The sequence below is a fragment of the Corallococcus praedator genome (assembly GCF_003612125.1).
GTDB classification, from domain to species: Bacteria; Myxococcota; Myxococcia; order Myxococcales; family Myxococcaceae; genus Corallococcus; species Corallococcus praedator.
In genome coordinates this window covers 1-15,416 of record NZ_RAWI01000230.1, presented here as the reverse complement: position 1 = coordinate 15,416, position 15,416 = coordinate 1, and the positions used below count along the sequence as shown (strand labels likewise).

General features: G+C 68.4%; 13 protein-coding genes. 10 read left to right on the top strand and 3 right to left on the bottom strand.

The genetic code is table 11. The annotated features are described in order from the left end of the window. The first annotated feature begins 115 nt into the window (after positions 1–115). From D7Y13_RS26005 to D7Y13_RS25975, 7 genes are all read left to right on the top strand, one after another. Entirely contained in the window at positions 116–523 is a 408-nt protein-coding gene (locus tag D7Y13_RS26005) for a DUF2141 domain-containing protein (protein ID WP_120536372.1), read from the top strand. A gap of 11 nt (positions 524–534) precedes the next feature. Beyond that, positions 535–1,989: a carotenoid oxygenase family protein gene (locus D7Y13_RS26000; protein ID WP_120585237.1), complete on the top strand. Its 1,455-nt coding sequence runs from the start codon at positions 535–537 to the stop codon at positions 1,987–1,989. Between the two features lie 251 nt (positions 1,990–2,240). After that, on the top strand, positions 2,241–3,035 hold the full coding sequence (locus tag D7Y13_RS25995; protein ID WP_120585238.1) for an alpha/beta fold hydrolase: 795 nt from the start codon (positions 2,241–2,243) through the stop codon (positions 3,033–3,035). An 8-nt stretch (positions 3,036–3,043) separates the two neighbouring features. Then, entirely contained in the window at positions 3,044–5,062 is a 2,019-nt protein-coding gene (locus tag D7Y13_RS25990; protein ID WP_120585239.1) for a PAS domain-containing hybrid sensor histidine kinase/response regulator, read from the top strand. A 38-nt stretch (positions 5,063–5,100) separates the two neighbouring features. After that, positions 5,101–5,697, top strand: coding sequence for a dihydrofolate reductase family protein (locus D7Y13_RS25985; protein ID WP_120585240.1), 597 nt, complete (start codon positions 5,101–5,103; stop codon positions 5,695–5,697). A gap of 163 nt (positions 5,698–5,860) precedes the next feature. Beyond that, positions 5,861–6,748 carry an aldo/keto reductase gene (locus D7Y13_RS25980; RefSeq protein WP_120585241.1) on the top strand — a complete coding sequence of 296 codons (888 nt, stop codon included), beginning with the start codon at positions 5,861–5,863 and terminating at the stop codon, positions 6,746–6,748. Positions 6,749–6,751: 3 nt separating this feature from the next. Then, a complete protein-coding gene (locus D7Y13_RS25975; protein WP_120536366.1) occupies positions 6,752–7,909 on the top strand; it encodes an aldo/keto reductase in 1,158 nt (385 codons plus the stop codon). 50 nt (positions 7,910–7,959) lie between these two features. On the opposite strand, the gene D7Y13_RS25970 is transcribed toward D7Y13_RS25975, so the two are convergent. Continuing rightward, entirely contained in the window at positions 7,960–8,916 is a 957-nt protein-coding gene (locus D7Y13_RS25970; RefSeq protein WP_120585242.1) for an alpha/beta hydrolase family protein, read from the bottom strand. 189 nt (positions 8,917–9,105) lie between these two features. Between D7Y13_RS25970 and D7Y13_RS25965 the strand changes: the two genes are divergently transcribed. Together D7Y13_RS25965 and D7Y13_RS25960 are read left to right on the top strand one after the other, a co-directional pair. Continuing rightward, a complete protein-coding gene (locus tag D7Y13_RS25965; protein ID WP_233595847.1) occupies positions 9,106–9,882 on the top strand; it encodes a helix-turn-helix domain-containing protein in 777 nt (258 codons plus the stop codon). 104 nt (positions 9,883–9,986) lie between these two features. Further along, complete coding sequence (locus D7Y13_RS25960) at positions 9,987–10,472, top strand: VOC family protein (RefSeq protein WP_120536364.1); 486 nt, start codon at positions 9,987–9,989, stop codon at positions 10,470–10,472. 23 nt (positions 10,473–10,495) lie between these two features. On the opposite strand, the gene D7Y13_RS25955 is transcribed toward D7Y13_RS25960, so the two are convergent. Next, positions 10,496–11,902 carry a hypothetical protein gene (locus tag D7Y13_RS25955; RefSeq protein ID WP_147452494.1) on the bottom strand — a complete coding sequence of 469 codons (1,407 nt, stop codon included), beginning with the start codon at positions 11,900–11,902 and terminating at the stop codon, positions 10,496–10,498. 323 nt (positions 11,903–12,225) lie between these two features. On the opposite strand from D7Y13_RS25955, the gene D7Y13_RS25950 reads away from it, so the two are divergent. Then, positions 12,226–12,696, top strand: coding sequence for a hypothetical protein (locus D7Y13_RS25950; protein WP_120536362.1), 471 nt, complete (start codon positions 12,226–12,228; stop codon positions 12,694–12,696). On the opposite strand, the gene D7Y13_RS25945 is transcribed toward D7Y13_RS25950, so the two are convergent. Further along, positions 12,687–15,311 carry a PAS domain-containing sensor histidine kinase gene (locus D7Y13_RS25945; RefSeq protein WP_120585244.1) on the bottom strand — a complete coding sequence of 875 codons (2,625 nt, stop codon included), beginning with the start codon at positions 15,309–15,311 and terminating at the stop codon, positions 12,687–12,689. The two genes, D7Y13_RS25950 and D7Y13_RS25945, sit on opposite strands and share 10 nt — an antisense overlap. Positions 15,312–15,416 lie beyond the last annotated feature (105 nt).

Below are 15,416 nucleotides of genomic sequence, written 5' to 3'. Positions count from 1 at the left end.
CCCACCCGGCGACATCTCCTCCGAAAAGCGCCCCCATGTGACTTCAGGCACATGTGCCGCCCGGCACGGCCCTTCATATTGCCTCGCATCCACCCGCCGCACCCCGAGGCACACCATGAAGAGCCTGTTCACCGCGGCCCTGTTGCTGGCCGCCAACGCCCACGCCGCGACGCTCACCCTGGACATCCAGGGCCTGAGCAAGAAGACGGGCCACGTCCTCATCGCCGTGCACGCCGACGCGGCGTCATTCAACGACAAGGGCAAGCCCGCGGCCGTGCGCAGCGTGGAGGTGACGGACGCGAAGCTGACCGTCACCATTCCGGACCTCGCGCCGGGAACCTACGCCGTGAGCCTGTTCCACGACGCCAATGACAACACGAAGCTCGACACCAACTTCATCGGCATCCCCAAGGAGGACTACGGCTTCAGCAACAACGTGGGCGCTCGCGGAAAGCCCAAGTTCGACGAGGCGAAGTTCACGCTGAGCGCCGACGGCACGACGCTCACCCTGACGGTGTTCTGAGGGTTCGCGCCATGGACCGCCGCACACTGTTGCAGGGGATGGGCGCCGCGCTGCTCACCGGCTGCGCCTCGGGCCTGCGTCCCGCCGCCGCGCCGCCCGCGGCCCCCGACTGGGCTCTGGGCTGGCGCTCCGTGACGACAGACGCGCTGGCGCCCGTGGAGGCGCGCGTGGCCGGGCGCTTCCCGGACGCGCTGCACGGCACGCTGTACCGCAATGGCCCCGCCCGGCTGGAGCGCGCGGGCCAGCGCGTGCGCCACTGGTTCGACGGCGACGGCATGGTGCAGGCGTTCCGCGTCTCATCGCGCGGCGTCACGCACCAGGGGCGTTTCGTGTCGACCTACAAGTTCCAGAACGAGGAGCGACTGGGCCACTACGCGCTGGGCACCGCCGAGCTGCCCGCGCGCGGCAACGATGGCTACAACACCTCCAACACGTCGGTGCTCATGGTGGGCGGCGAGCTGCTCGCGCTCTGGGAAGGGGGCTCCGCATACCGGCTGGACCCCGCGACGCTGGAGACGCGCGGCACGAAGGACTGGTCCCCGGAGCTGACCGGTGTGCCCTTCTCCGCGCACCCGTTGCCCGAACGCGACGGCAGCTCCTGGAACTTCGGCCTCGCGCCGTACGCGGGCGAAACGGGCCTGATGCTGCTGTACCACTTCAGCGCCGACGGACGGATGCTTCAGTCCGCGTCCCTGCCCATGCCCATGCCCGGCTACGCGCACGCCTTCGCGCAGACGGAGCGTCACCTCATCGTGGTGCTGGCGCCACTGCTGTGGGACGAAGCGCGCGGCATGACGTGGTTCGACAAGGAGGCATGGCAGCCGGCGCTGGGCTCGACGGTGCTCGTCGTGGACAAGGCCGACCTGACGCGCGTGGTGCGGCGGGAGCTGCCCGCCGGCTTCGTCTTCCACTTTGGCCACGCGTGGGAGGACGGAGACCGGCTGCGCGCGTATGCCTGCTGGTACGAGGACTCGCACTTCATGCACCTGACGGTGGACCAGGACATCCAGGGCCGGGTGAAGGGTCTCTCCCCGGCGCGTCTGGCACAGCTGGAGATTCCCCTGGGCGCGGGTGAGGGGCGCATCCTCCGCAGCCCCCACGGCGCGGAGTTCCCGGTCGTGGACCCCCGCGTCCCAGGCCGGCGCGGGAGCGCGCACTTCGTCGTGCTCGAGAGCGAGGACACCGCGCTGCCGCACGGCGGCGTCATCGCGCGCATCGACGTCGAGCGCGGCCGGGTGCAGCGCTTCGACTACGGCCCGGGCATCATCGCCGAGGAGCACCTCTTCGTTCCGTCGGGGCCCCGGGAGGGCCAGGGCTGGCTGCTGGGCACGTCGCTGGACTGCACGCGCGGTCACACGCGCCTGGCGGCCTTCGACGCGGAGCACCTGGACGATGGGCCCGTGGCGCTCGCCACGCTGCCGCGTGCGCTGCCGCTGGGCTTTCACGGCACGTTCCTGAAGGGGTGAGGCTCGAGCGGCTCGCCGCCGCAGCGGGCGAGCGCTCCCTGAAGCCCCTCGCTGACCGCTGTTCCTGATGATTTCCGCGGTCACTTCAATCCGCGCGGCCACACCCTCCAAATAAACCGGACACGAGCCAGAAATCCGGGCAGTGGACAATGAAGTCAGGCCCGCGGTCACTTCCGCGGAGACGCGATTGCTGCCGGGGGCCGTACTCCCAGGAGTGAACGTGGGACTTCACTTCACTGCTGGAGGCGCGCATGGGTGTGCTTGCTCGGAACAACGTCAAGGTGAAGGGTCAGGGCGGCCAGCCCATGGTCTTCTCCCACGGCTTCGGCTGCGACCAGAACATGTGGCGGTTCGTCGCGCCCGAGTTCGAACGGGACTACCGCACCGTCCTCTTTGACCACGTGGGGGCCGGCGGTTCGGACATCGCCGCCTATGACCGCACGAAGTACGGGACGCTGGCGGGCTACGCCGACGACGTCCTGGAGCTCTGCCGAGAGCTGGGCCTCGAAAAGGTCATCTTCGTCGGTCACTCCGTGAGCGCGATGGTCGGGGTGCTGGCGGCCATCCAGGAGCCGGAGCGCTTCGACAAGCTCGTGCTCGTCGGTCCGTCGCCCTGCTACATCAACGACGAGGGGTACGTTGGCGGCTTCTCGCGCGAGGACATCGAGCAGTTGCTGGAGTCGCTCGACGACAACTACCTGGGCTGGTCCAGCACGATGGCGCCCGTCATCATGGGCAATCCGGACCGGGCCGAACTCGGCGAGGAGCTCACCAACAGTTTCTGCCGGACGCATCCGGAGATCGCGAAGCACTTCGCGCACGTCACCTTCCTGTCGGACCACCGGGCCGACCTGCCCAAGGTCAGGACGCCGTCCCTGGTCCTCCAGTGCGCCAATGACGTCATCGCGTCGGAGGTGGTGGGCGAGTACGTGTGCCGGCAACTGCCCGCCGCCGAGTTGGTCCTCCTGAAGGCGACCGGTCACTGCCCGAACCTGAGCGCTCCCGGGGAAACCGTCGCCGCCATGAAAGCGTATCTGGGCGCCTGAGCGCGACGATGCCGGATGACGCGGAGGACATCGGAGCCGGAGGGGCGCCGTTCGAGGAGTCGGCGGAGGATCTCTATGAGCACGCGCCGTGCGGCTACCTTTCGACGACCCCCGAGGGGCGCATCGTCAAGGTCAACCAGACCTTCCTGACCTGGACCGGCCACTCAAGAGAAGCCCTGATCGGGCGCAAGCGGTTCTCCGAGCTGCTCACGGTCCCGGGCCGCATCTTCCATGAGACGCACTACGCGCCGCTCCTCCAGATGCAGGGGTTCGTCCACGAACTCTCCCTGGAGCTGGTCTGCGCCAAGGGCCCCCCGCTCCCGGTGCTGATCAACTCCGTGCAGACGCGGGATGCGCTGGGCGCGCCCCGCTCCGTCCGGACCACCGTCTTCAACATGACGGACCGCAAGCGCTACGAGCGCGAGCTGCTGCAGGCCCGCCGGAAGGCGGAGCAGCTCGCCCAGGCGAAGGCGGGCCTCCTGGCGACCCTCAGCCATGAGATCCGCAACCCCCTCAACGCCATCACCGCCGCCACCCGACTGATGGGGATGACGACGCTGACGGACAAGCAGGAGAAGTACCTGCGCATCCTCGGCGCGTCCTCCGGCAACCTGCTCGCGATGGTCAACGACATCCTCGATTGGAGCAAGATCGAGGCCGGCAAGCTCTCGCTGGAGCAGCGTCAATTCGATCCCCGCGAGCTGATCAGCGGCATCGTGAATGGCCAGGCCGCTCGGGCCGAGGAGAAGAAGCTCCGGCTCCAGGTGGAGCTCGACGCGCGGCTTCCCTCCTGTCTCCTGGGGGATCCGGTCAAGATCGGGCAGATCCTCACGAACCTCGTGAGCAACGCCCTCAAGTTCACGGAGAAGGGCGGCGTCACGGTCTCCGTCGTCGTCCGGGCCCGCGACGGCGATGCGTGCGACCTGGCCTTCCAGGTGAACGACACGGGGATTGGAATCTCCCCGGACCGCGTCTCCGCCATCTTCGAGGAGTACGCCCAGGCGAACTACGACATCGGGATGAAGTACGGAGGCACGGGCCTGGGCCTCTCCATCAGCCGCAAGCTGCTGGAGCTGCATGGCAGCAAGATGGTCGTAGCGAGCGAGCTCGGAAAGGGAACCTGCTTCTCCTTCGACCTGCGCCTGAAGGCCTGCGCGGGCATCCCCGACACGGCGCCTGTCCGCGCGTCGCCCACGCAGGTGCTCCGGGGCCTGCGGGTGCTCGTGGTCGAGGACAGCGAGGTCAACACCTACGTGCTCGCCCGCTGGTTCGAGCACTGGGGCGTCGTGTTCGACGCCGTCAAGAACGGGCAGCAGGCGGTGGAGCGACTGCGCGAAGCCGACTACGAGCTCGTGCTGATGGACCTGCACATGCCGGAGCTGGGTGGCTTCGATGCACTGAAGGTCCTCCGGCAGTCCCCGGACGAGCGGCTGCGCAAGCTGCCTGTCATCGCCATTTCCGCCTCCGCGCGGGCCTGGCAGGAGAGCCGCATCCTGGCCTCCGGCTTCACCGACTTCATCGGCAAGCCCTTCGACGCGGACGTCCTGTTCCAGAAGATGGCGCGGTGCACCTCGCGCGAGCTTCCAGAGGGGCCCGCGCGCACGCCGGCATCGGTCACCCGACAACCCGAGCCCCCCGTGCCCACCGGGTCCGCCGACGACCCGCTGGCCATGACGCCGGACTTCAGCTTCGCGAAGCTCGGGCAGCGAGCCGCGGGAGACCCCCAGGCGCGCGCGGCGCTGGCCCGCCTGACCCTCCAGGAGCTGGAGCAGGCCCGTCCGGCGCTCATGGCGGCGCTCACGGTCGGCGCACGTGAAGACTACGAGCGCTTGTGCCAGGGGCTCATGGGGACGCTCCTCTTCCTCGATGCGAAGGGGCTCGCGGCCGCCCTCCGCCGCGCCCGGGGACTGCTCGCCAGCCCCTCGAAGCCCCCCGCGCGGATGCAGGCCGCCGCGTTCGCCATCGAATGGGAGCTGGAGACCCTCGTCGGGGCGCTCACCGACGTCGCGAGCGCAGCGGACGCCTGACCTGTGAACGCAGTCTCCCCCTCGAAAGGAACAGCGCCATGTCGAAGGTCGTCGCAATCATGTCCATGTCGCTCGACGGCTACGTCGCCGACCCCAACGATGGCGTGGCCGAAGTGTTCGACTGGTACTTCGCCTCGGGGGACGTCGAGTTCCACACCGGAGGGTCGGACCCCATGACGTTCAAGGTGTCCGGTCCGAGCGCCGAGCACCTTCGCGGTCTCTGGTCCGAACTGGGTGCCGTGCTCACCGGTCGACGCACTTTCGAGGTCGCCCACGGCTGGGGCGGAAATCACGCTTGGGGACCCGCATTCGTCCTGACGCACCACATCCCCGCCGGATGGCCGCGACCCGACTCGACCGTCCAATTCGTGACCGACGGCATCGAAAGCGCCGTGAACCAGGCCAAGGCCGCCGCCGCCGGCAAGTCCGTTGGGGTCCACGGCGCTGACACCATCCAGCAGTGCCTGAATGCGGGTCTCCTCGACGAGCTCCACATCGACATCGCGGCGGTTCTTCTTGGCTCCGGAGTTCGACTCTTTGACCACCTCGCCGGCACGCCAGCCGTCCTTGGCAACCCGACGGTGATTCCGGGCGTCGGCGTGACACACCTGCGCTACCCGGTACGCAAGGCGTAGTCCTACCCTGGCAGGGGCATTTTCAACCGCGGCTTTAAAGCCCTTTGCCCTCCCGCTACGTAGTTCCGTGCAGTCCGCCTGGGTACGTTCTTCGCATCGGTGCGGCGCCTTGAGTCGAGGCCTGCCGCCAACCGCGCAACGGACGCGCAGGGAAGGCAGGACCATGAGCACGAAGAACCCCTCCATCACCCTCAACAACGGCGTACGGATGCCGGCCCTCGGGCTCGGCGTCTTCCAGAGCCCGCCGGCCGAAACCGTGGGTGCCGTCGAGGCAGCCATCAGGACCGGCTACCTGCTGATCGACACCGCCGCCGCGTACTTCAACGAGCGCGAGGTCGGTGAAGGCATCCGTCGCTCCGGCATCGCCCGCGACGAGGTGTTCATCGAGACGAAGGTCTGGATCAGCGACTACGGCTACGAAGCAACGTTGCACGCGTTCGACAAGAGCGCCCGCAAGCTCGGCGTCGAGCGGCTCGACCTCCTGCTCCTGCATCAGCCACTGTCGTCGGCATTCGACCGCACCCTCGAAGCGTGGCGGGCGCTTGAGAAGCTGCTCGCGGACGGCAGGGTGCGCGCGATCGGTGTGAGCAATTTCATGCCCGAGCACCTCGACCGCCTGTTGAGCGCGGCGTCCGTCGTGCCCGCCGTGAATCAGATCGAAGTGCATCCGTACTTCCAGCAGACGGCGCTGCAGCGCGTGCATGAGAAGCACGGGATCGCGACCCAGGCCTGGTCACCCATCGGCGGCGTCATCGCCTACGGGGGCCGCGAGAAGACCCCGTTCGACGATCCGACGTTGCTCGGGATCGCGCGCCAGTGCGGCAAGTCGGCGGCCCAGGTGATGCTCCGCTGGCATCTGCAGAAGGGACTCTCGGCGATCCCGAAGTCGGTCAAGCCCGCCCGCATCCACGAGAACTTCGACGTCTTCGACTTCGAGCTCACGCGCGAGCAGGTGGCCGCGATCGACGCGCTCGATACCGAGGTCCGCGGCGGACCGGCCCCCGACAGCATCACCCTCGCCAACTACGGCGTCGCGATCCCCGAGGCGTAACGCATGGAATCAGAACGCAAGAACAAGATGGGACGCCGCACCTTGCTGCTGTCGGCGGGAGCCCTTGCCGCCACGCCACTCCTGGGTGGTGCGGCCGAACAGGCCTCCACGAAGCCAGCAGCGCCTGGCAGGCAGCCTGCACCCAATGCGCTCGGACGACGAAAACTGGGCTCGCTGGAGGTCTCCAGCGTCGGGCTCGGCGTCCAGAACATGAGCCGCACCTACCCGACCACGGTTCCGAGCCGGCCCGAGATGCACAACATCATCCGGACCGCCTTCGACCGGGGCGTCACCTTCTTCGATGCAGCCGAGGCGTACGGTCCTCATGAGGTCGAGCGCATCCTCGGCGAGGGCGTCGCCCCGTTCCGAGACAAGGTCGTCATCGCCTCCAAGTTCGGCTGGAACATCGACCTTGAAACGGGCGAGCGCCGCCCGGGCCTCAACAGCCGCCCGGACCACATCAAGTTGGCCGTCGAGGGCATGCTCAAGCGCCTCCGCACCGACCGTATCGACCTCCTCTATCAACATCGGGTCGATCCGGCGGTCCCGATCGAGGACGTCGCCGGGGCGGTCAAGGACCTGATGGCCCAGGGCAAGGTCCTGCACTGGGGCCTGTCCGAGATGGGGCCGAAGACGCTGCGCCGCGCTCATGCCGCGCTGCCCGTGAGCGCCGTCCAGAACGAGTACTCGATGCTGTGGCGAGGCCCCGAAGCGGTCATCCTCCCGCTCTGCCAGGAGCTGGGCATCGGCTTCGTGCCGTGGAGCCCGCTCGGCGTGGGGTTCCTCACGGGGGCCATCGACGCGAAGACGCGCTTCGCTCCAGGCGACATTCGCGGCATCGAGTCCCGCTTCGCTCCCGAGAACCTGCCGCACAACCTGGCCCTCATCGAATTGCTCAAGCGCTGGGCGGAGCGGAAGCGCGCCACGCCCGCCCAGATTGCCCTGGCGTGGCTGATGGCGCAGAAGCCCTGGGTCGTCCCCATCCCGGGGACGACCCAGATGGCACACATGCTTGAGAACATCGGGGCGGCGGAGGTGCGCTTCACGGCAACCGAACTCGCTGAGCTGAAGAGCGCCGTCTCAGCGGTCGAGATCCGCGGCGCCCGGCTCCCGGAACAGGTGCTGGTCTTCTCGGGGGTGGAGGCGCCCCCGAAGAAGTAAGGCCGGAGGGGGAAGCATGCTGGGGCGGCGAAGCGGATGGCCTCCGCCGCCTACTTGGATTCGACCCGCCCGAGCGGGTTGGCCGCGTCCGTCAGCGCGTCTTGCGCCTGCTGCCAGGCGGAGTCTCCCGGATGGAGCGCGGTGCGGAGGTACGCCCAGGAGAGAAGCTGGACGGCAGCGACCCTCTCGGGGTTCTCATCCGTGGTCTCGGCGACGTCATATCCCGAGACTCCGCCCAGCCCGTGCCCTGCGTCGAACAGGGTGACCAGGGACTTGGGGCCTGGGGAGAGGAAGTAGGGATCGGCGTGCCAGTCAGCGCCCGCGACCGTGAGGTGGGGTGAGTCGTCCTTGTCGCCAGCGACCACGAGCGCGGGCGTCGTCATCCTGGAGAAGTCGATGGTCGAGAAGAAGGCGTAGTTGTCGGCCGCGAACTTGCTGAGGGCATCGCCTCTGCCGGGCGCGGCGAGCAGCACGCCCGCCTTGATCCGGGGCTCGGAGAGGTTCACTTCCGTTCCGTCCTGGAGATCCTTGTGCCGCGCGCCGAGCAGCAGGCTCGCGGTGTGCCCGCCCATCGAGTGCCCGAGGACGGCCACCCTGCTTCGGTCCAGGCGGCCGGCGATGCCAGGGACGGCGCGCTCGATGGCGTCGAGCTGGTCGAGGATGCGCTTCATGTCCACGGCCCGTGCTCGCCAGTACAGCGGCGCATCGGGGTCACCGGGGCCGAGGGTGAGCGTCTTGGAGTCGAGATGGGTGGGCTGGATCACGACGAAGCCGTGCGCCGCCAGGAAGTGGGCGAGTGGGGCGTAGCCGTTCAACGAGGAGAGGTGGTTGGAGCGGCCGTGGCCGTGCGAGAGCAGCAGGATGGGCAGCTCGCTTCCAGTCACGGGCGCGGAGACTCGCACCTGGAGCTCGACGGCGCGGCCGGGCGCTGGCAGCACGACGGGACTGATGGAGAAGACGGGCGTGGGGGCGCCGGGGATGCGGGCTGCGGAAGTCGGTTGGCTCATGACGCGGATTTCCTTTCGTGGGCTCGGCGCGCGGCCAGCACGACTGCCCATGCGTTACCTCCACCCCTTTGTTACCGCCCACCGCGGCCCTCTGATTGGAAGGACCGGACATTTCATCGTTCCTTCCGTGCCGGCTTGAACGGCCACGGTGGACGCGTGAGAGTGCCGCTCACGATGGACTCCGCCGCCTTGACGTTCTCGCTCTCCCGCTTCGTCGAAGACGTTCGCGCGATCGTTCCGGTCGCTGGACACACACGTCACGAACGGCTGCCCGACGGAAGAACGACGCTTGTCTTTCGAGTGCTCGAGGAGGGCCGGAGAGGGGATGTGTGCGTCGCGGGTCCGCGAACGCGGGCGCTGTTCAAGAACACACCCGGCGTCGCGCGGGCGGTCATCGTTCAGTTCAAGCCGGGCTGGTCGTCGCCGCTGCTGGGCGTGGCGGCGAACACGCTGACGGACCAGATCGTCCCGCTAGAAGACCTCTGGGGCCGCTCGGGCGGCGACCTCTGCCTTGAGCTCCTCGCGGCGCGAAGACTGCCAGAGGTGATGGACCGGCTCGCCCATGCGCTCGCCCTGCGGATCCACCCGACATTCGAACCGGCATCGGCACGGCTCGCTCGCCGCGCGGTTCGCTTGCTCGAAGGCGACGAGGTTCAGGTGGAGAGCGTGGCGAAGCAGCTGGGTGTCACGTCGCGGCATCTTCGCCGCGCCTTCGCGGAGAACGTCGGCATCGGGCCGAAGGATTTCGCGCGGACCGTTCGCCTGCAGCGTGCCGTGCGGATGGCGGCGACCTCGAAGGAGTGGGGACGCATTGCCGCGGACGCGGGCTATTACGACCAGGCGCACCTCATCGCGGACTTCCGGGAGCTCGTCGGGCTCACACCGGGCGCCTTCCTGAAGCGTCCGGGGGTTCGGCCCGGCCCCAGCGGCGCCGAGGGGCCGATGAGGGCCGCTGGCGCCCCCTGAACACAAGCCTGGGCTCGCACGACTGGAGGGACAGGGGGCGGGCTGGCTGCGTGCTACTGCCTCCCGCCGGCGCGGCGTCCACCGTAGCCCAAGGAGGAGTTCCCATGTCCGTTCCCCAAAAGATCGTCACCTGCCTGTGGTGCAACAACAACGCGGAGGAGATGGTGGGTTTCTACACGTCCATCTTCAAGGACTCGAAGGTCCTGCGGGTCGCCCGTCACACGGAGGCAGGGCCCGGCCCCAAGGGCTCGGTGCTGACCATCGAGTTCCAGCTCGCGGGCCAGCAGTTCCTCGCGCTCAACGGCGGACCGCACTCCCCCTACACGGAGGCCATTTCGCTGAGCGTGAGCTGCGAGACGCAGGCAGAGGTGGATGGGCTGTGGGACAAGCTCATCGCGAACGGGGGCAAGCCGGCGCAGTGTGGCTGGCTCCAGGATCGCTTCGGGCTGTCCTGGCAGATCGTCCCCACGCTGATGCCGGAGCTGTTGCAGGACCCGGACGAGGCGAAGCGGGACCGCGTCATCCGCGCGATGATGAAGATGGTGAAGCTGGACATCGCCGCGCTGAAGCAGGCGGCGGAGGCGCGGTAGCCGACGCCGGGTCTCTTTGCCTCTCAGTAGGCCAGCCACCGCGCGGAGGACACCTTGTCCCCGAAGCTCCACTGGTTCAGGTTGACCTCGTGGAGCATGCCGTCGCCCACCAGGTCCTTGTAGCTGCCCCGGTAATTGGAGTCGTTGTAGAGCCGCACGCGATGGCCCGGCGGGATGCACCAGCGGACCGAGGAGGCCTTGTCGTTGAACTTGTCCACGTCGTCGAAGCGGGCCCAGTTCTTCAATCCCTGGTCCTCGTAGTCGAAGACGACGCCCCGGTCGCTGAAGTCGGAGTCGTCGTAGAAGTCCACGTAGGCGCGCTGGAGATCGGCGTGGCAGAAGGCGTCCGCCCAGACGCCGCGGAACTCCACCATCTTCACCGTCGAGGCAGGGCCGTCATCCGCGTGCTCGGTGGCGTAGAGGATGAGGCCGCGGTCGGGCCCCACGAAGAGGCCGGCGGCCGCGTCCAGGTTGCACTGCCGCGACCCGTCGTTGCTGCAGTACAGGTGCTTGGACGCGACGTGCTCGATGCGCATGTGGCCGTCGAGCTTCACCCGGTACAGGTGGGCGTAGTCGTCGCTCACCGCGCCCCAGCGCAACCCGCCCAGCCGCGTGCCCACCAGGTAGAGCTGTGAGTCATTGCAATCCGTCACGAAGTTGAGGCTCTGGAACGCGCCCCACTCCCCCTGCCCCAGCTCCGCCTTCTCCCAGAAGTCCACGCGCTGCCACTGATTGCTCGCGGAGCGGATGTCGGTTTCCGAGGAGCGGAAGACCTCCAGCGCCTCCGCGTCCGCCTGCCCGAGCAGCAGCAGGGAATGCCCGTCCGACAGCTTCGTGAGCGATGCCGTGCCCGCGTTCGACGTGAGGCCCTGGATGTAGGCATGGGGGCTCGGATTCAGGCCCTGGTTGAAGTCGTAGAGCGCGACGCGGCCCAGGCCCGGCCCTTCCTCCAGGGGCAGGGCGAGGACGTTGCCCACCGCCTGCATGCCGCCGCCGTGGCGGTAGCCGCCTGGCGCCGGCAGCGCCGCCACCGCGACGTCCCCAACCGGAGGCGCGGTGTCCTCGGGCTGCTGGGGGGAGACCGCCAGCCGGTTGGAGCGCAAGCGCCGCCCCTCCCCGTTGCGGCTCTCCATCCGCACCAGGTGCCCCACGTTCCCCAAGGCCGCGTCATCCCGCTTGGACACGACGAGGTAGCGGCCGGAGCCCAACGTCAGGCGCTGGATGCCTTGCCAGTGGTTGCTGCCCGGGTAGGCCACGTTGAGGTTGAACGGCCCGGGGTGGAAGCCCAGCGCCTCGCCGTGGTCCCGCAGTTGCTGGAAGCGCAGCGGCACGTCCGGGCTGCACAGGTTGCAGTCCGGGCTTCCCCAGGTGCAGGCGGTATCCCCTCCCAGCCCGACACTCAGGGAGGACGCCGCGCCACGGACCGCCACGTCAGGCCCGGGGGCCTCCGGTTCGCAACCGGCGAGCGTCAGCAACCCCGCCAACGCCAAGGCCGCGGCGGGCAAGCAACGACGATGAAGGTGGGACATGGGGTCTCCTATTATCATACGTCCCCGCCTGCCCGCGCCGGTCGCCCGGCTCCCGCACAGGAAAACCACCCTGATGTCGCCTCGCCACGGCCGCCTGCTTGTTTCAGGGCGTGATACACCGTGGCACCCGGGTGCGGTATGTTTCACCGGAAGCCGCTGACGCGATACCGCGTTCCCGGATACAGGGCGCTGGCCCTGCTCCTGCCGATTGAAACATCTCCTCTATGTACACCCTCGACGAATCACTCTGGCCGCTGGTCGTCGTCCAACGCAGCGACACCACGACGGACAAGGAGATGGAGAGCATTCTCCAGAGCCTCTCCAAGCTCATCAAGAGGCGCGAGCCCTATGTCCTGGTGATTGATTTCTCCCGGTCCCGTCCGCTGACCCATACACAGCGGATGATGCTGGCGGAGCACCAAACCCAGACCGCCGACCTGGCTCGCGATTACTGCAAGGGATTCTTCGTGGTGATCAACTCGGCCACCGCGAGACTCGCGAGGGCCGTCACCAGCTTCGTCCGGCCTTCCACGGATCAACACGAGGTGGTCGCGTCATTGGACGAGGCGCTCGAGCGCGCCGCGATCCGATTCGAGCAGGCGGGTGTGCACATGGGGGCCTTCATTGCCCGCACCCAGGCGCTGCGGCAGAAGTCCAGTCCCGCCACGAGCGGCGCGGGCGCCCGTCACGATTGAAGCCCGGAGTCGGGAAGGCCCTCCCGTCCCGGTGGTGACACGGAGGGCCCGCGGCGTGGAAGCTCCACCGTGAAGGTGGCTCCACGCCCCGTCTCGCTTTCGACCCGAACCGACCCGCCCAGCCGTTCGACGAGCTGGTTCACGATGTGGAGGCCCAATCCCAGCCCGCCGTAGTGGCGCGACGACACCGCGCGCTCGAAGGCGCGGAAGATCCGCACGTGCCGTTCCACTGGGATTCCAATGCCCTGATCCCTGACCTCCAGGCGGGCCGTCACGGCGTCGCCCTCGACCCGGATTTCAATGGGCCTGCCCTCGCCATACTTGATGGCATTCGAGAGCAGGTTGGTGACGATCTGATCGAGCCGCGACCGGTCCCACACGCCCGGCATGGGAGTGTCGGCGTGAACCAGGAGCCGGGTTCCCGAGGTGGCCAGCTCGGGGGCGAAGCGCGCCGCGATGTCCCGGACCAGCGCGGCGAGATCCACCTCTTCGAGTTCGAGGTCCAGCCGTCCGGCATGGATGCGTGAGACATCGAGCAGCGTGTTGACGAGCTTCGCCATCCGCTTCGCCTGGCGTTCGATGACTTCGAGCGAGTGGGTCACGGTTTCCACCGGCGCGGTTCGGAGCGATCCCGTCCGGGTGAGGCGCATCAAGCCCTGCACGGACAACTGGAGGGACGTGACCGGGGTCTTCAGCTCGTGGGAGGCAATGGAGAGGAACTCGTCGCGAAGTCCAATCGCCATCTGGGCCTGTTGATACAGGCGGGCGTTGTCCACGGCCATCGCCGCGCGGCGGCCCAGCTCCTGTGCGAGGGCGAACTCGGCCGGGCCGTAGCGGCCGCCGGCCTCCGAGCGGGCCAGGGTGATGGCGCCGAGCGTATGGCCCCGTGCGAGCAGCGGGACCGACATCCAGGATTCGAACTCGACAACTCCCGCCTCCCCCTGGCTGTCTTTCATGCACCCCAGTGCCGCGGAGGGGCAACCCTCCGGGAAGAACTCTGGCTCGCCGAGGCGGAGCACCCTTCCGGGCCCATGTGCCGCGTTGAGGTCGGGTGGCGAGCAGAGGACCCTCGCCGGTGACATGGCGCGGAGCGCTTCGGAGCGGGCCTCGGTGATCCGCTGGAAGGACTGGTCCGCGTCCAGGAGATCGACCGTGCACCAGTCGGCGAAGCGCTGGACGGTCAGCGCGGCCACGCTGCGCAGTGCGTCCTCGGGAGCGAGCTCGCCAGCGAGCAGACCGGAGGCTTCCGCCAGGAGCGCGGATCTCGCCTCCTGCTCCTCGGCCCGGGCACGCGCCTGCTGCTCACGCTGAAAGGTCTGGTCGCGCTCCTGCTCGGCCCGCCGTTGCTCGGTGATGTCGATGCCGGTGCCGATGACGTACTCAACCGCTCCCGTCTCGCCGCGCAGGACGTTGCTGGACCAGGAGATGAGGCGGAGCTCTCCCTCCCGTGTCAGCCAGTGGCTCTCATACTGTTCGTGCCCCTGGCCCGCCGCGAGCACGGCGTAGTTCGCCTCGACCCGCTCCCTTTCCTCCAGGGGCTGGAGCCGCTTCCAGAAATGCGCGCCGCGCAGCTCCTCGAAGGAGTAGCCCGTCATCTCCTGGCACGCCCGGTTGAAGCGGACGATCCGTCCTTCCGGATCCAGGACGATCACCAGTGCGCGGGCCGTGTCCAGGACCGCCGAGCTGAAGTCACGCTCGCGCTGGAGGTCCCGCTCCGTGCGCTGCCGGGCGGTGATGTCCCGGAAGTAGACGGCCCGCCCATAGTAGACACCGTCCGCGCTCACCACCGGGGCGTTGTACTGGTCGAACACCCGGCCATCCTTGAGTCGAAGCTCGTCGTGTCCCGACGTGTTGACGTGTTCGAAGAAGGAGGCTGCGCGCGCCAGGAATCTGGCGGGCTCCTCCACGAGCTGTGAGATCGCACGGAGCAAAAGCGCGTTCGACGCGGATTGGATCTCCTCCTCCAGTCCCCACATCTCCACGAAGCGGCGGTTGTGGGTGAGGATCCTCCCGTCCGGAGAGGCGATCAGGATGCCCTCGACGGAGGCTTCACTCAGGGACTCCAACAGCGTCTTCTGCTGGTGGAGATCGCGTTCGCTGTCCAGGGTTCGCGCGAAGAGCTGCCGGTGGATGAGCGCGGTGCGCAGGACGCGTCCAAGGCGCTCCACCATGCCGCGGTACTGCCGCGGCAGATGCGGCTCGCGGTCGAAGTACAGCAGCAGCGCGCTGGAGACATGCCCCGCGCCCGGCCCGGAGTCCGTGATGGGAACGGACCAACGCACGAGTCCCGGCGATGCCAGCTCCGGATAGGGCAGCTCCAGCTCGGCAGGCCCGCGCGCCAGGGGGGACTCGGAGGGACACGGAATCGGGAGCTGTCGGGATGCGGTGGAGAGTCCGCTCGTGCCCTGAAGACGGACCCGGCCCTGCGCATCCGTCTGGAGCCAGAGGGCGACCATGCACCCCAATCGCTCCGCGACCCGGTCCAGGAATGAGTCGGCGGGCTTGTTCGGATCCAGCAGGTCGAGGGCCGCGACGGTGAGCTCCTGGAGCACGCTCAGCAGCGCGAGGCGCTCCTCGGTGACCTTGGGGTCCACGTCCGCGCAGTGCTCCTCCATGCACCACCCCGTCCCCTCACGCCGGAAAGGCGAGCACCACCGCCGTTTTGTTGTGGAACTGGGGAACCCCTCCCCCCAGGGCCCCCACCTCGCCAAGGGTCAGAC